Source organism: Halorubrum tibetense (assembly GCF_055396225.1).
Genome location: NZ_AP043742.1, coordinates 1,523,945 through 1,543,530, shown reverse-complemented (window position 1 = coordinate 1,543,530; position 19,586 = coordinate 1,523,945). Strand labels below are relative to the sequence as shown.

At 68.7% G+C, this 19,586-nt stretch carries 20 protein-coding genes, 1 other RNA gene and 1 pseudogene; 7 read left to right on the top strand and 15 right to left on the bottom strand.

Translation table 11 applies throughout. The features are described from left to right. Positions 1-46: 46 nt before the first annotated feature. Positions 47-1,099 carry a radical SAM protein gene (locus tag ACZ5TV_RS07780; RefSeq protein WP_379780739.1) on the top strand — a complete coding sequence of 351 codons (1,053 nt, stop codon included), beginning with the start codon at positions 47-49 and terminating at the stop codon, positions 1,097-1,099. 54 nt (positions 1,100-1,153) lie between these two features. On the opposite strand, the gene ACZ5TV_RS07775 is transcribed toward ACZ5TV_RS07780, so the two are convergent. The 9 genes from ACZ5TV_RS07775 to ACZ5TV_RS07735 form a co-directional block, all read right to left on the bottom strand. After that, positions 1,154-1,492, bottom strand: a complete 339-nt coding sequence (locus tag ACZ5TV_RS07775) for a DUF7116 family protein (protein ID WP_379780741.1) — start codon at positions 1,490-1,492, stop codon at positions 1,154-1,156. A 99-nt stretch (positions 1,493-1,591) separates the two neighbouring features. After that, positions 1,592-1,837: a DUF5816 domain-containing protein gene (locus ACZ5TV_RS07770; protein ID WP_379780743.1), complete on the bottom strand. Its 246-nt coding sequence runs from the start codon at positions 1,835-1,837 to the stop codon at positions 1,592-1,594. Between the two features lie 107 nt (positions 1,838-1,944). Next, positions 1,945-2,316, bottom strand: a complete 372-nt coding sequence (locus ACZ5TV_RS07765) for a HesB/IscA family protein (protein WP_379780745.1) — start codon at positions 2,314-2,316, stop codon at positions 1,945-1,947. A gap of 88 nt (positions 2,317-2,404) precedes the next feature. Continuing rightward, positions 2,405-3,682: a histidinol dehydrogenase gene (hisD, locus tag ACZ5TV_RS07760; protein ID WP_464384317.1), complete on the bottom strand. Its 1,278-nt coding sequence runs from the start codon at positions 3,680-3,682 to the stop codon at positions 2,405-2,407. 81 nt (positions 3,683-3,763) lie between these two features. Next, complete coding sequence (locus ACZ5TV_RS07755; RefSeq protein ID WP_379781854.1) at positions 3,764-3,973, bottom strand: hypothetical protein; 210 nt, start codon at positions 3,971-3,973, stop codon at positions 3,764-3,766. A 30-nt stretch (positions 3,974-4,003) separates the two neighbouring features. Next, positions 4,004-4,969: a phytoene/squalene synthase family protein gene (locus tag ACZ5TV_RS07750; protein ID WP_379781856.1), complete on the bottom strand. Its 966-nt coding sequence runs from the start codon at positions 4,967-4,969 to the stop codon at positions 4,004-4,006. A gap of 300 nt (positions 4,970-5,269) precedes the next feature. Beyond that, positions 5,270-5,419, bottom strand: coding sequence for an HVO_2523 family zinc finger protein (locus ACZ5TV_RS07745; RefSeq protein WP_379781858.1), 150 nt, complete (start codon positions 5,417-5,419; stop codon positions 5,270-5,272). Between the two features lie 25 nt (positions 5,420-5,444). After that, positions 5,445-6,089, bottom strand: a complete 645-nt coding sequence (locus ACZ5TV_RS07740; RefSeq protein ID WP_379781860.1) for a hypothetical protein — start codon at positions 6,087-6,089, stop codon at positions 5,445-5,447. A 122-nt stretch (positions 6,090-6,211) separates the two neighbouring features. After that, complete coding sequence (locus ACZ5TV_RS07735; protein WP_379781862.1) at positions 6,212-6,790, bottom strand: cysteine hydrolase family protein; 579 nt, start codon at positions 6,788-6,790, stop codon at positions 6,212-6,214. A 156-nt stretch (positions 6,791-6,946) separates the two neighbouring features. Here ACZ5TV_RS07735 and ACZ5TV_RS07730 point away from each other — a divergent pair, with 156 nt between their 5' ends. Then, positions 6,947-8,662: an Hvo_1808 family surface protein gene (locus tag ACZ5TV_RS07730; RefSeq protein WP_379781864.1), complete on the top strand. Its 1,716-nt coding sequence runs from the start codon at positions 6,947-6,949 to the stop codon at positions 8,660-8,662. A gap of 88 nt (positions 8,663-8,750) precedes the next feature. Next, positions 8,751-9,908 carry a nicotinate phosphoribosyltransferase gene (locus ACZ5TV_RS07725; protein ID WP_464384316.1) on the top strand — a complete coding sequence of 386 codons (1,158 nt, stop codon included), beginning with the start codon at positions 8,751-8,753 and terminating at the stop codon, positions 9,906-9,908. 90 nt (positions 9,909-9,998) lie between these two features. Here the strand turns inward: ACZ5TV_RS07725 and ACZ5TV_RS07720 are convergent, their stop codons facing one another. Beyond that, positions 9,999-10,601, bottom strand: a complete 603-nt coding sequence (locus tag ACZ5TV_RS07720; protein WP_379783244.1) for a TIGR00296 family protein — start codon at positions 10,599-10,601, stop codon at positions 9,999-10,001. A 189-nt stretch (positions 10,602-10,790) separates the two neighbouring features. Here ACZ5TV_RS07720 and rnpB point away from each other — a divergent pair. After that, an RNA gene (gene rnpB, locus ACZ5TV_RS07715) (RNase P RNA component) lies at positions 10,791-11,155 on the top strand. 409 nt (positions 11,156-11,564) lie between these two features. On the opposite strand, the gene ACZ5TV_RS07710 is transcribed toward rnpB, so the two are convergent. Then, the gene (locus tag ACZ5TV_RS07710) at positions 11,565-13,010 is read right to left on the bottom strand and encodes a ribonuclease FAU-1 family protein (protein WP_464384315.1); all 1,446 of its coding nucleotides are present in this window, start codon (positions 13,008-13,010) and stop codon (positions 11,565-11,567) included. A 106-nt stretch (positions 13,011-13,116) separates the two neighbouring features. Between ACZ5TV_RS07710 and ACZ5TV_RS07705 the strand changes: the two are divergent. Then, positions 13,117-14,094: pseudogene (locus ACZ5TV_RS07705) on the top strand (PrsW family intramembrane metalloprotease); the annotation flags it as partial. Between the two features lie 221 nt (positions 14,095-14,315). Here ACZ5TV_RS07705 and ACZ5TV_RS07700 read toward each other — a convergent pair. Together ACZ5TV_RS07700 and ACZ5TV_RS07695 are read right to left on the bottom strand one after the other, a co-directional pair. Continuing rightward, positions 14,316-15,296 (bottom strand): ROK family protein, encoded by a 981-nt coding sequence (locus ACZ5TV_RS07700; RefSeq protein WP_379783078.1) that lies wholly within the window; start codon positions 15,294-15,296, stop codon positions 14,316-14,318. 84 nt (positions 15,297-15,380) lie between these two features. Next, entirely contained in the window at positions 15,381-16,178 is a 798-nt protein-coding gene (locus ACZ5TV_RS07695; RefSeq protein WP_464384314.1) for a hypothetical protein, read from the bottom strand. Between the two features lie 106 nt (positions 16,179-16,284). On the opposite strand from ACZ5TV_RS07695, the gene ACZ5TV_RS07690 reads away from it, so the two are divergent. Further along, the gene (locus tag ACZ5TV_RS07690) at positions 16,285-16,908 is read left to right on the top strand and encodes a histidine phosphatase family protein (RefSeq protein WP_379779557.1); all 624 of its coding nucleotides are present in this window, start codon (positions 16,285-16,287) and stop codon (positions 16,906-16,908) included. Between the two features lie 154 nt (positions 16,909-17,062). Here the strand turns inward: ACZ5TV_RS07690 and ACZ5TV_RS07685 are convergent, their stop codons facing one another. Together ACZ5TV_RS07685 and ACZ5TV_RS07680 are read right to left on the bottom strand one after the other, a co-directional pair. Then, complete coding sequence (locus tag ACZ5TV_RS07685; RefSeq protein ID WP_379779555.1) at positions 17,063-17,446, bottom strand: DUF5611 family protein; 384 nt, start codon at positions 17,444-17,446, stop codon at positions 17,063-17,065. A gap of 139 nt (positions 17,447-17,585) precedes the next feature. After that, positions 17,586-18,950, bottom strand: a complete 1,365-nt coding sequence (locus ACZ5TV_RS07680; RefSeq protein WP_464384313.1) for a DUF7093 family protein — start codon at positions 18,948-18,950, stop codon at positions 17,586-17,588. A gap of 178 nt (positions 18,951-19,128) precedes the next feature. Here ACZ5TV_RS07680 and ACZ5TV_RS07675 point away from each other — a divergent pair, with 178 nt between their 5' ends. Then, positions 19,129-19,443 (top strand): 2Fe-2S iron-sulfur cluster-binding protein, encoded by a 315-nt coding sequence (locus ACZ5TV_RS07675; RefSeq protein ID WP_379779559.1) that lies wholly within the window; start codon positions 19,129-19,131, stop codon positions 19,441-19,443. Positions 19,444-19,586: the final 143 nt, after the last annotated feature.

The following is a 19,586-nucleotide window of genomic DNA, read 5'->3' as shown; positions in this document are numbered from 1 at the left end:
TTCGATCCATCACTAAAGGGCGATGAGATCGTAGCTAAACCGACGGATGTTCGACGACCTCGACACGGACCGACGTCCACTCGTGCTCATCTGGGAAGTTACACGGGCCTGCGAGCTCGCCTGCCGGCACTGCCGGGCGAACGCACGCCCCGAACGGCATCCCGAGGAGCTGACGACCGCGGAGGGGAAACGCCTGCTTCGGGAGGCCGCCGCGTTCGGCGACGGACAGCTGGTCGTGCTCTCCGGCGGCGATCCCCTCGCCCGCGACGACCTCCTCGAACTCGTGGCGTACGGGACCGAACAGGGGAACCGGATGACGATCACGCCGAGCGGCACGCGGTCGCTCACGCCGGAGCGCGTCCGGGCGCTGTCCGACGCCGGGATCCGACGGATGGCGCTCAGCCTCGACGGGGCGACCGCGGAGACACACGACGCGTTTCGCGGCGAGCGGAGCTTCGAGGACACGATCGACGCGGCCGAGGCCGCGGCCGACGCCGGCCTGCCGGTACAGGTCAACACGACGGTCTGTGCGGAGACGGTCGACGAGCTCCCGGCGATCCGCGATCGGGTTCGGGAGCTCGGCGCGGTGCTCTGGTCGGTGTTCTTCCTCGTGCCGGTCGGACGGGGGCAGCTGCTCGACCCGATCCCGCCGGAACGCGCCGAGCGCGTGATGACATGGCTCCACGACGTCGACGCGGCGGAGCCGTTCGGCGTGAAAACCACCGAGGCACCGTTCTATCGTCGGGTCGGACTCCAGTCCGATCGGGCCGACGGGGCGCGGCGCGGCGGGATCACCGCTGGGCGTGGCTTTGCGTTCGTGAGCCACGTCGGCGACGTCTACCCATCGGGGTTCCTCCCGAAAGCGGCGGGAAACGTCCGCGATCGATCCGTGACCGATATCTACCGCAACAGCGACCTGTTCGAACGGCTCCGGGACCCGGACGCGCTCTCGGGGAAGTGCGGCGCGTGTGGGTTCCGGACCGTCTGTGGGGGGAGTCGGTCGCGTGCGTACGCACACACCGGCGATCCGTTCGCGAGCGATCCGCTGTGTCCGTACGTCCCGGACGGGTACGACGGAACGCTCCCGACGGCGGACTGACCGCGTCTGGGGACCAGTCGTGCAAAATCGCGTCGGTCGGCGCTCCCCGCCCGCTCAGGGACTGCCGGGAGCGCCTTCCATCACGGCGAACTCCTCGCCGTCGCGCTCGACGCCGATCACCGCCCAGTCGTACGGTGGTTTCAGGTCGGTTAGTCGGTCGCGGAGGTCGCCGGCGTTGTCGTGCCACGTGACGAAACAACGGAGTCGCGGCGTCTCGCCGCCCGCCGCCAGATACGGGTCGAGGTCGTCGGTTTCCATACACAGCGCCGTAACGAGCACGCGGCGCCACTTCCGCTCCGCGACGAACTCGCGTCCGCCGTCGGAAACGGTGTAGCCGAGTTCACGAAAGACGTCCCTGGCCTCCGTCGTCGGGGGGATGCTCGCAGTGGCCATCTGCTCGGCGATTGGTCGCGATCCGTGATAAACTTTCTCACGGATCGCGAGAACCGATCGGTCGTCGAAACCATGGACGATACGCGGCCGGCCGTCGGTTCACTCGTGGGCCGCGTCCCACTCGTCCGGCTTCCGGAGGTTGCCGCACTCGGTACACTGGATCCGGCCCATCGTGTCCATCGCGGTGTCGAGCGAGCCGCAGCTGCCGCACGCGAACCCCCATCGGTCCCGGGCGTCGGCATCGGCAAACACGACGTAAAACGGCCCTTCAGCCCCCCGCTCGGCCAGGCCGCGATCGATGTACACCCGCTCGCCGTCCGCGGTCGTCGACGCGTCCAGTTCCATACCCGACGATAGTCGGTCGAACGACTTAAAAAGAGACACACGGACCGATGTCGTGCCGTCGACTCCGTTCCGGTGATCGTCGCGATGTCCCATCGCCGCCGCGGCCATCAGGTCCGGAACGACTCGCCGCAGCCGCACTCGGAGACGACGTTCGGGTTCTCGACGTGGAAGCCGGCGGCTTGGAGCCCGCTCTCGTAGTCGAGCTTGCTCCCGCCGATGTAGTTCCGGCTGGCGGGGTCGACGAACACCCGTAACCCGTGGTGTTCGACCACGAGGTCGTCGCCTTCCGGCTCCGTGTCGAACCGCATCCCGTACGAAAGCCCGGCACAGCCGCCCTGCTGGACGAACAGTCGAAGCCCGGCCTCACCGGTGTCGAGCCCCTCGCCCTCCAGAAGCGAGAGCGCCTCCTCGGCGGCGGCCGGCGTCACCTCGATCGCGGGGTCGTCGCCGTCGCCTCCCTGGACCGATCCCGTACTCATGTGAACCGATACCGCCCGCAGGATGAAAACCCTGACGCCCGGACGAAACCGCCGACGGTTTCGCGGTTCCGCGAGCGGGTCGCCCCCGTCAGTCGAACCGCTTGCGGACGCTCTCGGCGTGCGCCTCCAACCCCTCCGCCTCTGCGAGCGTCGTCACCGTGTCCGCGATCCCAGCGAGCCCCTCGCGGTCCAGCCGCTGCACCGTCGACGAGCGGAGGAACGTGTCGACGGAGAGCCCCCCGTATCGCCTCGCGCCGCCGTTAGTCGGGAGGACGTGGTTCGGGCCGGCGGCGTAGTCGCCGGCGGCAACGGGGGAGTGGTCACCGAGGAACACCGATCCAGCGTTGGTTATCCGCTCCAAGAGCGCCTCGTCGTCGTCGGCCATGATCGAGAGGTGTTCGGCCGCGTACTCCTCCGTGAACAGGACCGCTTCCGACATCGACCGCGCGTGGAGGACGCCCGACGCCTCGTTGTCGAGCGCGGCCCGGATCGTCTCGGCACGGTCGCGCTCGTCGATCGTCGCCTCGACCGCCTCGGCGACCGACGCCGCGAGGTCGGCGTCGGCGGTGACCGCGACCACGGAAGCGTTGGGGTCGTGTTCCGCCTGTGCGAGCAGCTCGGCCGCGACGAGCTCGGGGTCCGCGGTGTCGTCCGCGAGCACCAACACCTCGCTCGGGCCCGCGAGGAAGTCGATCTCCACGTCGCCCTGCACCTCCGCTTTGGCAGCGGTCACCCACTTGTTGCCCGGGCCAACCACCTTCTGGACGTTCGTCACGGACTCGGTGCCGTACGCCAGCGCCGCGATCGCCTGTGCGCCGCCGACTTGATACACCGCGTCCGCGCCGGCCTCGTGGATCGCCGCGAGCGTGGCGGCCGATATCTCGTCGGCCGGCGGCGTGGCGACCGCGACGTGGTCGACGCCCGCCACCGTCGCCGGGATCACGCCCATCAGCGCGCTCGACGGGTACGCCGCCGCGCCGCCTGGGACGTACACCCCGGCACGGTCGATCGGCCGGAACCGGCGACCCAGCTCCCGGCCGTCGAACGACTCGCGCCAGTCGTCCGGCCGCTGCCGCTCGTGGAACGCCCGGATGTTGTCGGCCGCGTCCCGGATCGCCGCGAGCACCGGGTCGTCGGCGTCGGCCAGCTCGTCGTGCGCCCGAGCGGCCTCGTCCGTGATGTCGAGGTTCCCGACGCTTACGCCGTCGAACTCCTCGGCGAACTCCCTGACGGCGACGTCCCCTTCCTCGCGCACCCGTCCGATTATTCCTCGCACGTCCTCGCGGACCGCCTCGACGCCCGCGTCGCGCTCGAAGAAGGCGCGTCGCTCCGCGGGCGAGAGGTCGGCGACGGCTCGTACGTCCATACGCCCACTCGGCGGCGGACGGAAAAGGGCGTTCCGGCTCGTCCCGGGGGCCGTCCGCGATCGGATCGCTCCGGGCGCGGGTCACTCCAGCGGGCGGAGCCCCACGAGGTCGAGAAACGCGAGGACGACGAGCGCCGCGAGGAGCGCGGCGGCGGTGAAAAGCAGCGGTGCCGAGAGGACGACCGCGAGCTCGTACGGGGCGAGGAGACGGGTCGTTCCACGAACGACGAAAGAGGCGAACACGAGGCCGAACGCGAGGAGGGCCAGCTGAACGAATCGGGCTCTGTCCATCGATTCGGGTCGATCGGGTTGGCGGGGGAATCAGTCGGTTCGGATCGCCGTCGCGTCCGGTGGACTGTGCCCGTGACGACCGTGCTCGCTGTCGAACCCGTGGCTCATCTCGTAAAACACCGCTTCGGGGTCCTTCTTCCACTGCCACTTCCAGCGGGTGCGGACGAGCAGCGAGATCTTGCGGGTGAACGAGAGCGCCGGGGTGGTCGACACCGTGTCGTAGCCGAGATCGCGGATGAGCCGGTGGTGATCGGCGTACAACACCGCCGCCAGCAACACGGCGAGCTGGCAGTCCTCCGGGAGATACTTGATCCCTGCCACTCCCTCCTCGTAGAGCCCTTCGGTCCGGACGAGCTCCTCGCGGATCGCGGCGGCGACGTCGTCGTCGAACTCCAGCTGCAGGATCTGCTCCTCGCTCACCCCGTGTCGGCGAAGCGTCTCCAATGGCAGGTAGATGCGATCGCGCTCGACGACGTCCTCGCGGACGTCCCGCAGGAAGTTCGTCATCTGGAACGCTTCGCCGAGCTTTGTCGCATGGGGGAGCGCGGTCGCCTCGGTCTCGTCGTCGAGACCCATGATCGCCGTCATCATCCGGCCGACCGCGGAGGCCGAGCCGTCCATGTACGCCTCCAGGTCCGCGTACGCCTCGTAGCGATCGGTGTCGATGTCGCTCTCCATCGCGTCGACGAACGCGTGGATGTCCTCGTCGGGGATGTCGTGTTCGGCCCGGACCGACGCGAACGCGTCGAGTACGGGGTCGTCGGTTTCGGTCTCGCCGAGGGCGGCACGACGGAGCCGGTCGAGCTCGGCCCGTTGCTCGTCGGGCGGCGCGGTGTCTTCCGCGTCGACGACCTCGTCGGCGATCCGGAAGAACCCGTACAGCACGTACGTCGGATGGCGGATCCGCTCCGGAAGCAGTCGCGTGGCGACGTGGAACGTCTTGCCGGTACGCCGCTGGATCCGCTTGCTCCGGGCAACCTGTGTCTGCTCTACCATGGTGACCCCTGCATGTCGGTGGGGAGGATCGAGAGCGGGTCGCCCATCATAGGTGATATTTCGGACCGAAGGACTATAACAGTTCTCACATACTGAGTTTCTTCCACCGGCAACTGGGAGAGGAGATCGGTATGTGGCGGCGACTGCACCGGGGCGCGAGGGCGGCCGGATCGCCCGGCTCGGCGGTCTCGGAAGGCTACCGACGGTGGCGACCTCGGATGGGAGGGTGGCGGCCACGTTAGGGGGTGGCGCTGGCGCCTGAGCGCGCGAGCAGCACGGCCCCGGATCGAAACTCACCGATCAGTAGAACGTGTCGCTACAGTCGTACACCACCCCGTGAACCGGACACACGTACTTACAGTGTCGGTGGTTCATCGGGGTCCCACAGCGGGGGCATGGTCGCCCGCCGTGGGCTGTCTCTTCCGCGCCGTCGTCGCTCGGATCGCTCACGCTCACCGCGAGGGCGGCAGGGCGCTTAACCGCTTTCCTCGGCTTCCGGATCGGCGTCGGCCGCCGCCAGCGACTTGTACACGTCCTGAGCGACGGGCTCGGTTCCGAACGGCAGCTCCAACACGCCGCCCCACTCCTCGTCGGTCAGCGCCGCCACCGTGGGAGCGTCGAGGTCGACACGCCGGACCTCGTCGTCGGCGAGCGTCATCGACACGGCGAACCGCTCCGGCTCCGCGGTCGCGCCGGCGTCGGCGAGCCGATCACGGAAGTCGGCCCGCCCGTCGTCCGACAGCGACACGTACACGAGGTGTTCGTCGGAGTCGTCGCCGTCGCCCGCCGCCGCCTGGACGCGGTCGAGGTCCGACGCGTCGAAGAGGAACGGGGCGTCGTCGGTGTCGTCAGTTCCGTCGGTGTCGTCGGTGTCGTCGTCGGTTCCGTTCCCGTCAGCGGGGACGAGTCTCGCCTCGAACGGCGCGTCGGGGTCCACCGGAACGGACGCCGTGTCGCTGTCGGCGGTTCCGGAACCGCCGTCGTCGCCGTCACTATCATCCCCTGTACCGTCGTCGAGCGCCCCACCGTCCGCCACGGTCGCAGCCCCGACGAACCCGACGGAAGCGACGCCGCCGGCGACGCCGAGACCGGCCAGAATACCGCGTCGAGAGAGTTCCATACCCATCGGTCTCGGAAGACTCCACAAAAGGCTTACACGCCGATACTCGCCCGTGATAATCGCTTTGGACGGTTCACCGCGAATCGATCTGCCGATCACTCTACTGCGAGCCGATCTGCCGATCACTCCACCGCGAACGAGACGGTGTCCAAGTCCGTCGTCTCGCCGAACAGCCAGTCGGCGTGATCGACCGCGTACTCGCGGTGGTCCTCGGAGATGTAGCCGAGCGCGTCCGACACGACAACCGGACGGTAGTCCCGGAGGCCGGCGCTACCGGCGGTGTGGAGGACGCAGACGTTCGCGAGCGTCCCGCAGATCAGGAGGTCGTCGACCCCGCGAGCGTCGAGGTACCCCTCCAGTTCGGTCCGGTAAAAGGCGTCGTAGGTGTGTTTCTCGACGACGTGGTCGTCGGGACGAACGTCGAGATCATCGACGAGTTCGGCGTCCCACGACCCCTCGACGACGTGTTCACCCCAGCGGTCGAACTCGTCGTAGTAGTGGGTGTCGTCGAACTGCTCGGGCGGATGAACGTCACGGGTGTACACGACACGAGCGCCCGCGTCGTGCGCCCGAGCGACGAGGTCGGTCACGGGGTCGATCGCGGCCTCGCTCGGCTCGGCATAGAGGCTCCCGTCGGGGTGGCAGAACCCGTTTTGCATGTCAACGACGATCACCGCGGTGGTGTCCGGATCGTACGCCATGCCGCTCGGTTCGGGCGGCCCGAATAAAAGGTCGACTCCGACACACGAGGTCGACTCCGACACGCGACGACGAAATAAAAGGGTCCTACGACGGTGCTACGGCGTGGCGATTCGTGAACGGACAAACTACTTATCCGACCACTCGTAACTGGGGCTATGCGACGGGTTCTCACCCTCTCAGCGGTGGTCGCTGCGACCGTGCTCCTCGTGTTCGGCGCCGCCGGGGCCGCCGGGGCCGTAGCGGCGCCGGGGGACCTCACGACGCCGGAAGCAGGTAACGTCGTCAGCGACGTCGCGGTCGCGGAGACATCAGCGGAGTGTGAGTCCGCGGCCGACAACGAGCTGGTTGGGTGTTGGAACGGGTACCATTACAGCGACGATCTCGACATCGACCAGGGCGACGGCCTGACGGAGGCGGAGCTCGAATCACTCACGTTCCGGAAGATGGCCCGGATCGAGCACCTCCGTGAGCGGCCGTTCGAGAGCGAGGTCGACGTCGACACGCTCACGCGCGAGGAGTTCCAAGCGGACTGGGAGGGTGACGGCGAGGAGACGGACGCCGAAGCCGAGTTCAACCGATGGAACGACGGGGTGTGGAAGGCGCTGTTCGTCGTCGGCGAGGACGAGTCCTCCGCCGAGGCGATAGACTCCGTGTTCGGCGGCGCGGTCGCCGGCTTCTACTCGCCCGCCGAGGAACGGGTCGTGATCGTCACCGACGAGGACGAGGAGCTGCAGATCAGCGGATCGACGCTCGTTCACGAGCTCGCCCACGCGATGCAGGACCAGTACCACGACCTCGGCGACCAGCGATACACGGGTGCGACGCAAGACGCCGACCTCGCCGTCGACGGGATCGTCGAGGGGGAGGTCGTCTACCTCGAGGAGCGGTACGACGAGCGGTGTGACGGGAACTGGACGTGTCTCGGCGAGCCCGACTCCGACGGCGGTGGGGCCGGGGCGGGGGACCTGAACTTCGGGATCCTCCAGACCGTCCTCCAGCCGTACTCGGACGGACCGTTGTACGCGGCCGACCTGTTCGAGGCGGACGGCTGGGACGCCGTCAACGAGACGATGAACGACCCGCCGGAGACTACGTCCGAGGTGATCCACCGTGAACCCGACTACGAGACGGCCGAGATCGCGTTCGAGGACACGGCGACGAACGGGTGGGAAACGTATCCGAACCAGGGTGTCGACGGCGCGGAGACGGCCGGGGAGGCCTCGATGTTCGTGATGTTCTGGTACCAGGCGTTCGAGTACGGGGCCCCGACGCTCGCCGCCGATCGGGAGTCGGCGGTGAACGTCCACCTCGACGTCGACGAGGAGCTCCGGACGCGAACCGCCTACAACTACGCGCACGCCGCGACCGACGGGTGGGCCGGCGACGAGCTGTACCCGTACCGGAACGACGCGGACGACGGGGAGCGCGACGGCTACGTCTGGGTGACCGAGTGGCGGACAGAGGAAGACGCCGCGGAGTTCCACCAGACGTACCTCCGGATGGTCGAACACCACGGCGCGGAGCGGCTCGACGACGGCGTCCTCGACGTCGAGGACGGCGAGTTCCGCGGGGCGTACGGCGTCGAACACGAAGGGACGACGGTGACGATCGCACACGCCCCGACCGCCGACGACGTGTTCGACCTCCGACCCGGTCTCGACCCCACGGAGGCCGAAACCGACGACGGCGACGAGAACGGTGCCGACGACGGGACTGACGGGGACGACGAGACCGACGACGACATCACGACGCCCGGCGAGGCCGACGACGCGGCCGACGACGAGTCGTTCGACGGACAGGCACCAGGGCTCGGCGTCGTCACGGCGCTGGTCGCGTTTCTCGTCGCCGCGCTGCTCGCCCGGCGGGAGTGAAGTGACCGTGGCGGACTGAGTCGGCCGTACGGATCCGCCCGGTGGCGACACGGATGGCTTTTCGTGGTCCCCGGCCGAACCGTTCGGTATGACCGAGTTCGACATCGTCGACGCGGCCGCGATCCGGGACGGCCGGGCGACCGACGCGTACTTCGACCGGACGACCGCGGCGTTGGAGCGTGCCGGTCGGGACCCGCACGTCGTCGCCGAGGTGACCGCCGACCAGTTCCCCGACGGCGAGTTCGAGCTGTTCGCCGGGCTGAAAGACGCGGTCGCGCTGTTGGCGGACCGCGACGTCGACGTCCACGCGATCCCGGAGGGACGGCTGTTCGACGGCGGTCCGGTGATGCGTATCGAGGGGCCATACCTGTCGTTCGCTCGGCTGGAGACGTCGCTTCTGGGCTTCCTCTCGCACGCCTCCGCGATGGCCACCGCCGCGCTCGACTGCCGGGTGGCGGCCCCCGACTCGCAGCTGCTCTCGTTCGGGGCGCGGCACGTCCACCCGTCGATGACGGCCGCCGTCGAACGGTCCGCCCTGCTCGCGGGGTTCGACGGCTTCTCGCACGTCGCGGCGGGCGACCTGATCGGCCGTGAGGCGTCGGGGACGATGCCGCACGCGCTCGCGATCTGTTTCGGGCGGGGGAACCAGGAGGCCGCGTGGCGGGCGTTCGACGAGGCCGCCGACCCCGACACTCCCCGGATCGCGCTGTGTGACACCTACACCGACGAGGTCGACGAGACGCTCCGAGCGGTGGAGACGCTCGGCGACCGGCTCGACGGGATCCGCCTCGATACCACCGGGTCGCGGCGGGGGGACTTCGAACATATCGTTCGCGAGGTCCAGTGGGAGCTCGACGCTCGGGGCCACGACGACGTCGACGTGTACGTCTCCGGCGGGCTGGGTCCGGCGGACCTCCGCGAGCTCCGCGAGTACGTCGACGGGTTCGGCGTCGGCGGCCACGTCTCGAACGCGGACCCGGTCGACTTCGCGCTCGACCTCGTCGCGGTCGACGGCGAGCCGGCGGCCAAACGCGGCAAGCTCTCGGGTGCGAAACAGGCGTACCGGACCGCCGACGGCGGCCACGCGGTCGGGCTGGCCGACAGAGAGGGTCCGGCGGACGCCGAGCCGCTCTTGGAGCCCGTGATCCGCGACGGAGAGATCGTCAACGGAGAGACGTTCGACCTCGACAAGGCGGCGGAGCGGGCACTCGCGGACGCGGAACGCGTCGACTACGGGTCGGCGTGAGATCGGAGACCGCGCGGAGAGTAAGAGTACAACGGGAGAAACGGAACGCCGACGGGAGGAGGAGAACCGCAGCCCGAAGGGATCCCCGGGTTACAGCTCCTCGACCGCGCCGCCGTCGGGGCGCTCGCGGAACACCTGCCCCTCGATGAGCGTCACCATGGTGTCGTCATCCTGCCACGCGTTCGGGGGGAGTTTGGCCTTCCGGCAGGCTCGCGAGAGGAACTCCGCGCCGGACCAGCCGTTCTCGACGGGGACGGTCGGATAGAGCCAGCCGTGGTCGTTCCCACCGTCGACGGCGACGCCGTGGGTGCCGATCTCGAGGTCCTCCAGCGGGTCGTTGGTGAGGACGGTGTTGGAGACGGCGAACACCGAGACGGTGATGTTTTCGAGCTCTTTCGGTTCGACCTCGGAGCCACACGAGTCGCCGGAGGCGGCCTTGATCGCGGCCTCGACGATGGCGTGGCCGAGCTGGTCGGAGTCGTCCCATGCGCCGGCACAGCCGCGCAGTCTGCCCCGACCACGGGTGGATTCGAGGCGGACGAACGCGCCCGTTCTGGCGTAGAACGCCTCGCGCATGCTGCCGGGTTGCTCCCGTTGTCCGTGTCGGACGAACGACTCGACCGCCTCGCGTGCGAGTTCGACCGCTCGTGCCCCGTCGTCGTACGACAGCTGAACGGTCTGTGCCTCGGACATGAAACCTAGTAACACGGCTGACGACTTGAACGCTTCCCTTGGGCGTGAGGATCCGTGATCGACCGATAACCACGGGTTTGAGCCGGTCTCACACGGGTTCAGGCGGGGCCGAACGCGGAACGGTTCCTGACGTATCGATAACCCCGCCGACCGAATCGCTTATTCGCCGGCGGCGGCTACGATCGGCCGGACAGAGGGAGCCCGACTCCCGTGCCCTCGGCATGAGGAAAGTCCCCCCACCGGCCGGACGGGCGACCGGGCACACGCCCGGAGTCGGAGACGGCTGGCGCTGGAACAGCAACGACACCCCCCACCCCGACCGATGAGTCGCGTGTGGTCGCCTCGGCGACCGACGTCGATCGCGGGGTCACCCGCGACCGAGCGAACCGACCCGTAAGGGAAGGGAGTTAACCCGACGAGGGGAGACAGGTGGGGACGGATGGAACGGCGAATCCTCGCCGGTGCAAGTCCGCGGCCATCAGGTAGTCCGGCCACGGCCACGGACGCTTAGCCGAATGTCGGGACGAACCGAAGGGGGCTTACTCCCCTCAGTCCACGCACACCGAAACACGAGGAGCCACGGCCGTGCGCGTCGATATCGTCGTCACCGTCGTCATGGTCGCCCACTTATATACTAGATCGCCGTCGTTGCGAGCGGCACTTTATATACTAGATCGCCGATTTTGCCGACGAGGAGTTTTCGTCCTGTTCAGTCACCGACGGTAGCGGTGAGTTATATACGACAGCACGGGGAGTTCCCCTTATATACGACAGCACCGCGACCTTCGTCGGTTACTTATATACGATCGTGCCGCTATCTCCATCAGAGATCGACCACCGAGATCACTGCCGGGCCGGTCGAGCGGACGGATCGAGTCACCACTGACAAGTATCCGTGTACCCCGCGTCGTGATCCACCGACGGCCGAATCGGGACCCGGGAATCGACCCCGAACCGGTCGCCTCACAGCGCGTTCGTCAGCGCCGACGCCACACTTCGTGCCTTCTCCGCCAGCGGTTCGGGGGTGTCGCCGCGCGACACCGACGCGTCAAGGACGTCGTCGTCGACCCGCTCGACCGTCCCGTCCGGGTGTTTCACCACGTCGACGTGGAGGTCGACGTAGCGGGCCGCGTCCGGGAACACCTCGACGGGCGTACAGACGTTGACGTACGTCCCCTTCACCGTCCCGTCGGCGGCGCGGTACGTCGTCGGATACCACCGGCGACCCTCCGACAGGCTCGTCACCGCCACGTCGCCCGCCTCGCGACGGCCGCCGAGACCGTCGTAGCTCCCGCCCGGACTCATCTCCCGTTCGACGGTGACGCCACCGTCGGCATCGACCTCGGTCACCCTTCCCTCGCCAAGCGTGATGAGCCGGCCGTCCGGCTTCCCGTGTTCGATCCGGAGCGTGTCGCCCTCGGCCGGGCCGAACGACTCGCGAACGACGGTGAAGGGGAAAGCGGCGTCCGGGTCGTCGGGATCGGGATCACACAGCGCCTCCGCGAAGTCGACGGCAGCCGACGCCGAAGCGGAGCCCGCCTTCACGCGGTGGTGTCCCGGCATCGTGGCCTCGACCGTGCGACGGGTGTCGTCGAGCGCGAACCGGGACTCCCGACCGAACCAGACCCAGAAGCCGGCGTTCGGCCGAGCGATCGGGGCGGTCGCCGCCGTCGCGTCGGCGTCGAGAACGCCGGTCTCGCCCGCGGCGTCCGCCAGTTCCTCGGCCGCGTCGACGGCGCGGTCCAGCCCCGACTCCAGCGCGTCCATCCCGGCGTCGAGCGCCGCGGGACCCCACACCGCGCGCCAGCCGTCCGGCGGTTCCACCCCGAGGAGGTCGACCATTCCCGCGAGCTCGCGGGCCGCCTCGTCGTCGCGGACGTCGACGCGGGTCCCCGACCCCGGTTCGAGCGCGACGAGCCCGCCGCCGACACGGAGGGTCGCGTCGAGCTCGGGACGAGGCGACACCCACGGGGCGGCGGACTCGCGCACCTGTACCCGGACCCGGTCTCCCGTCTCGACCCTGGCGTCGACGCTGCCGTACGGGAGGTACCCCTCCGCGACCCCGTTACTGTCCCCGACCACGAGCTCGACGACCGCGCCGCCGCCGAGCGTCTCCGTCACCTCGCCGTCGAGAACCGTTCCGGGCGGCGTGGGATCCGTCCATGCGAGCGTGTCGACTCCGACGTCGGCGAGCAGCGGTCGAAGCGAGGCGACCGCCGCCGGGTCGCCGGCGATGCCGACTCCCTGCCGGTCGGTCGAGGTAGCGATCCGGGCGTCCGGCGGGGCCGTCGGGAACGACTCGCCGAATCGGCGGCGGATCGGCGGGGAGGCGTCGACGACGTCGTGGCCGGCGTCGAGGAGGAGGCGGGTCAGCGCCGTGGTGTAGATCCCGCGGATGCGGACGTTCACGCCGCGACACCTCCGAGGTCGACGCCGGGTCGTGGGTCGAGCTGGACCGTCATGGGGAACGGTTACGACGCCGACGGCTTAAGTCGGATCGAACCGAAGGCGGCGTATGGCATCACGGTCGGACCCGATCGAGGAGGCCGCGGACGACGACCGCGACCTCTACGACATCGCCACCTGGGAGGAGCGGACCTCCTTGGACGGGCTTTCGGTCGCGCTATACTGGCTTCTCACCCGGTCGGCGAAGGCGTTCATCGTGCTGTTGGCCGGGGTCATTCTCCTCGCTATCCTCGCGTCGTTCGGGTTGGGACTCCTCTTCGACCCGGCCGTCGCCGCGCTCGTGGCACTGTCGGCGCTGCCCGCGTTCGGCCTCGCCGCGTACGTGTACGTGTCCGATGCCACGACCGCCGAACCGCTCTCGCTTCTGGTCGCGACGTTCCTGCTGTCGGTGTTGACGGCGACGTTCGCGGCGGTGCTCAACGACCTCGCACGCCCCCTGTTCGCGCCGTTCGGCTTCCTCGGCCTCGTCCTGTTCTTCTTTATTATCGTCGGGCCGGTCGAGGAGACGGTGAAACTGCTCGCCGTTCGGCTGTACGCGTACACCGACTCGCGGTTCGACTCGGTGATCGACGGGGCGGTGTACGGGGCGATCGCGGGGCTCGGCTTCGCCGTCATCGAGAACCTCGTGTACATCGCACAGAACGTCGACCTCGAGGCGCTCACGTTCGGCGTGGCCGCGCTCGGTGCCGGTGACGGGATCGCGGCGCTACGGGCGCTCGCAGGCCCCGGACACGTTATTTACTCGGCGTTCGCCGGCTACTACCTCGGGTTGGCGAAGTTCAACCCGGAACACAAGGGGCCGATCGTCGTCAAGGGGCTCGTGATCGCGGCGACGATCCACGCGCTGTACAACAGCCTCGTCGGCCCGTTCACCGTCGTGATATCGGTCGTCACTGGGATCCCCCAGGTTCCCGCGCTGTTCGTGTTCGTCCTCGGGTTCCAGGGGTTCTTCGGCTACCTGCTCCTCCGAAAGCTCCGGCGCTATCGGGACGTCTACACGGCGACGCGGGGGGACGACACCGACCCCGGCTCGACGACGACGCGGGAGGACGCCGACGAGGCGACCGTCCCGGATCACGACGGCGGGAGCCCGACGAACGGCCGCGACGAGACGAGCGCACGCGACGATCCGCCGACGATCGAGCGAGGCGATGCGGACGGGCGAGTCGATCTCGATGAAGCGGACGGGCGAGTCGATCTCGATGAAGTAGCCGATGTCGACGAACCAGTCGACCCCGACGAGCGAGCCTAAGGAGGTGATTCGACGCGGGACCGGTCGCCGGTACCGCCGGTGAGCGCGCTCGCGAGCGCGCCTTTGACGACGACCTCGTCGCCGAGGTCGGTCAGCCGGATCTCGGGGACGTTGATGAACACCATGTCGGGCAGCTTTTCGCGGACGGGATCAAGCAGTCGGTCGGGGTTGTTGAGCGCGACCGCGCCGCCGACGCTGACGACGAGCGGGGCGTACGCGTGGATCACGTTGGCGATCCCCATCGCGTTCCAGTGGGCGAGCTGGGCTATCACGTGATCGGCGAAGGTGTCCTCTCCGGCCGCCGCGAACACGTCGACCGCGGAGAAGTCGGGATCGTCGATCGGAAGCTCGGTGTCGATAGGGTCCTCTTCGTGGAGCTCGCGGGCGTATTCCGGGATGTTGTTGCCTGAGCAGTACGCCTCCCAGTGGCCGTCGTGACCGCAGCCGCAGGTCATGAACCCGTGCGGGTCGACGGTCATGTGGCCGACCTCCCCGGCGTTGCCGTCCCAACCGGAGAGCACCTCCCCATCGACCGCGACGCCGGCACCGATCCCGGAAGAAACCGTGAGATACACCATGTCATCGGGGTTGCGCTCGGCGTGGAACCGTTCGCCGATCACCCCCGCGTTGGTGTCGTTGTGGAGGTGGACATCGTCCGTGTCGAGCAGTCGCGAGAGCGGGCCGACGAGGGGGATCCGCTCGACTGTGTCCGGGAGGTTGGCGGGCCCCAACACGACGCCGGCCGCCAAGTCGAGCGGGCCGATCGATCCGATGCCCGCGGCGACGACCTCGCTCGGGTCGACGCTGGCCTCGGCACACGCGTTTCGAGTGACTTCGAGGACCGCCTCGGTGACAGCGATCCCGTTCGGGCCGCGAGGGGTTCCGCGCTCGTCGGATCCGAGCACGGTCGCCGTCTCGTCGCCGACGACCGCACGGACGTTGGTCGCGCCGAGGTCGACGCCAACGTAGTAAGCCATCAGCGAACACAGGGTCCCATTGCCACTTAATCGGGACGGTTCCGGTGGGACGGTTGTGGGACGAACGACGCCGAGAACGGGAGATCAAAACGACGGGCGATCCGTTCCGCCCGGTGGGTCGACGAACAGCGGCTCGCCGGGCGGACGGCCGTAATCGACGATCCAGAACCGGTCGTCGTAGACGCCCACGTTCTCGGGTTTCAGCTCGTCGAAGTGGAACGTCCCCGCGTGTGCCGCCAGCGACTCTCGAACCCGGTCGAGTGCGGTCTCCCGTGCGGGTTCCGGCGGCGGAACCGTCGCCCGCGGCATCACGACCCAGTCGCCGCCGTCTTCGGCGTCGACGACATCGCGACTCGCCGCGTCGCTGTCGTCACCGACCGCTACGTCGCTGTCGTCACCGACCGCTACGTCGCTGTCGTCGCGGTCATCCCCTCCCGAGCCGTCCGCGTCGAGGACCGGGAGGAACGGGTGCGAGCCGATCTGATCCCATGTCCGACGTTCCCGTCGGTTCTGTGTACGGCCGTCCCCCATCTCGGCCGAGGGGCCATAGCGCGCCAGCTTCGCGACGAGTCCGTCGTGGTCCTCCGGAGACGTGACGCCGTCGGCCGGCAGCGCCACGGCGACACGGCCGGTACCGACCGCGAGCGCCCTGAGCCCGTGTGCCGTCTCGGCGGCTTCGAGAACGGCGGCTTCCCCCGGAGCCAGACCGCGGAAGTACGTCATCTCCTCCCCCGCGGGCCACGACCACGTCCGGCCCGCGTACTCCCACTCCGTCTCCTCGACCGCGACCGCGGCGAGCGCCTCGCGACGCGCGGCCTGGAGCGACTGCGCGGTCCGCGAGAGCGCCGACGCCAGCGACGGCGACACCGTGGCGTTCCTCATCGGGTCCCCTTGCTCGCGACGACTCAATAGTGTGCCGCCGACGAGACGGAGCCATGTGCGGCTTCGTGAGGGCAATCGGTATGTCCACCCCGGTCGTATTCCACTCGTGAGCACGACGCTGTTCGTCAGACACGGCACGACGACGTGGAACGAGACGGGACGCATCCAGGGCTGGGCCCCCGTGAGCCTCACCGAGGGGGGCCGTGAGGAGGCCGCGGCGGTCGCCGACCACTTGGCCGCCGCACGCGACGTGGACGGACTCGTCACGTCGGACCTCGACCGCGCGGTAGAGACCGCCGAGGCGATCGCCGACGCGACCGGAACCCCGATCGAGACCGACTCACGGCTGCGCGAGCGTGACTTCGGCGTGTTCCAAGGGCTCGAAACCGGCTCCTTCTTCGACGACTACCCGGCGTTCGATCTGCTGGAGAACGGTCACGACGCCGCGGTGGCGACCGCCGATAGCGGCGAGAGCTGGCTCGACGTGCGGAGTCGCGTTCTCGACGCCGCGGCCGATCTGGCCGACCGCGACGGGACGGTCGTCGCGGTGAGCCACGGCGGCCCGATCCGCCTCGTTACCGGACACCACCGAGGGCTCGACCCCGAGCGGGCACTCACGGAGCTCGCCGTCGACAACTGTTCAATCACCGAGATCGGCGCCGGCTCGGAACCAGACGCCGAGGGGGAGCGGTCGCTCGTGCGATCGAATGCGACGCCGTTTCGGGAGTGAGTGAGGGCGGGAGCGTTTGGGGAGCGAGCGAACGCGACCGATCGGCAGCATCGAAAGGCCGGGCGGCGGTGAGAGACGGCGAAAGAGACAGCGGGGTCGGGACGGGAGCGGGCAATCCGGACGAGCGTTTGCCTAAGACGGTATCAGAGCCCGATCAGTAGTCGGGGGCGTCGTCCTCGACTTCGCGTTTGAGCGAGTCGCGCCGGGACTTCGCGTCGCGACCGGTCGCCTCCAGGAGGAACTCGTTTTTCGCGTCGACGGCGTCGGCGGCGGCGTCCGCGTTCCCCTCAGCGATGACGTCCTCGGCGGGACGCTCCTCGAAGTGGACCGCGAGCTTGTCCTTCTTGCCGCTATACGCCGCCGCCCCGGCGAGGATCCGATCGAACACGGGGTTATCGGGATCCTCGACCACGTACAGGTCGTGGCCGTTGTGTTCTTCGGTTCCAGTGACTTCGCCGAAGTACTCCTCGATCGACCCCTTCAGGTCGGGCATACGGTCGTCGAGATGCTCGCCGCGGCGCATCTTGTACTCCTTCATGTCGCGACCGTTCGACAGGAGCCCCTAAACCAGTTTCGTCACGGGCGGGTCGGCGGACATCGGCGTTTCAGAAACGCTACAACCGGATCGGTAGATGAAAAGCGGAGGGGCCGTAGAGCGACTGCGCGGCGATCCACTCTCAGATCGGTCGTTCGTCGATGTAGCCACGCTTGCAGTCGGGACAGATGTCGCCGGGACGCAGCGAGTTCCCGTCGATCTCCCTCGTCATCCCACACGCCGGACAGTAGTACTCGGATGCGACCGGTGCCTCGGGACGCTCGAAGTCGGGGCTGTCCCCGTGGGCGATCCCCGAGCCGGCGTCGGGCGACGTCCCGTCCGCGTCGGCGTCGATGTCACGCGAGCTCCGGTCGTCGGACGCTGTCGAGGCCCCGCTACCGGTCCCGGTGGCGATGCCGTCGTCCGGCGCTTCGACGTACTCGGTGTCCGGGTCGGACTCGGCCGTCGGGTCGGCGGGTTCGGGAGTGAGCCCGCCGCCGAACTCGACATCGGCGTCGCCACTGCCGCCGACTTCGGCGCTGAACCCCTCGTCCTCCCCGCGCTGTTCTGGCCAAGGGGTGTGATCCCCGCCGCCCGTCGACCCGTCGTCCGTCTCCGCGTCGTCCGTCTCCGCGTCGTCCGCCGGCCACGCGCCGTGGGCTCTATCCCCGTCGTCGGCCGTGGTATCGTCGTCGAGGATCACGCCGTCGTCGTCCTCGGCGCTCGTCTCGCCGCCCGTCGCCGCCTCCGAGCCCGCGGCGTCGGACTGGTTGTCGGCAGCGGCAGTCGCCCCAGTCTCGGTGGCGGCCGTTCGCGCCGTGTCATCGGAGCCGTTCGAGTCGATCAGCTCGGCGTCCTCATCGTCCGCCGCGAGATCCGAGGCGGAGTCGGAGTCGGAAGCGGAGTCGGCGGCCGCCCCGGACGTGGGATCGGTGGCCGGCTCCGAGGCGGAACCCGCCGCATCGACAGACGACGCAGACTCGGCAGCGTCGGCCGGATCGGTCGGTTCCTCGTCGATCGGTTCCTCATCGGTTGGGTCCGGATCTGTTGGCCCCGGATCGTCGTCCAGGATCACCGCGTCGTCTTCAACGCCACTGGCAACGTCGTCGGCCGTCCGGTCGAGGTCTGGTGTCTTCGAGACATCGACCCCGTCGCCAGCCGCGATCCCTCCGGAACCTGTAGCATCGACGGCGTTCCCGGTATCACCGGCATCGCCGGTATCGCCGACATCGCCGGCATCGCCGGCAGCTGCTGTACCCGTCTCGGCCACAGCGCCCGTCGCCGTCTCCGTCGCGCCCCTATTCGTCCCTTCGTCGCCCGCCGCGTGGTCCGCGAGCTGTTCGATCGTCGTGACTTCGGTGTTCTCGCTTACGACCTGTGTCTCGCCACAGCGGCTACAGGTCTTCACCTCCCTGACGGTCGTGACGACTTCTCGGCCGTCCTCCTCCCGTTCCTTTTCGATCTCAGGCTCGGAGAAATCGTGTCCGAGCAGACACCTGAGTCCCATTACACCCCTCTGCGGTGCCGAGGGTAAAAAACGCCCCGTCGCTGTCGGACGCTCGGCACACGCGAACCGGGCGGGCGATATGGAGCGTGACCGGGCGGCCGGCACGGAGCGTGACCAGGCGGCCGTCCCGACGGACAGACGCCAGCACCTATGTGGCTCCATCGCGTACCGGAGCCACATGCCGACCGTATACTACGAGGGCGAGGAGATCGAGTGTGAGGAAGGTGCCGTGTTGCGCGACGTGCTTCGGGAGGCGGGTCTCTCCGTGTACAATGGGAAGTCCGAACAGTTCAACTGCCGGGGGATGGGTTCGTGTGGAACCTGTGCCGTCAAAGTCGAGGGAGAAGTGAGCGAACCGGGCAAAAAGGAGAAGGCCCGGCTCTGGTTCCCACCACACCACCCCAGCCACGACGTCCGACTCGCGTGTCAGACGCGCGTCAAGGGGGACGTCACGGTGACGAAGGGGCGCGGCCTCTGGGGTCAGCACGTCTGAGCGGAACGATCGTCCCCGAGAGACGGACCCGTCGCTCGAAGCGTGGATAACTGCCCGGGACGGACCGAAGTCCGAACCGCGGGAAAGAACTCGTTTTCGCGTGTCAGAGTCGCCGCCGGCGTGAACCGGACCGACCCACCTGG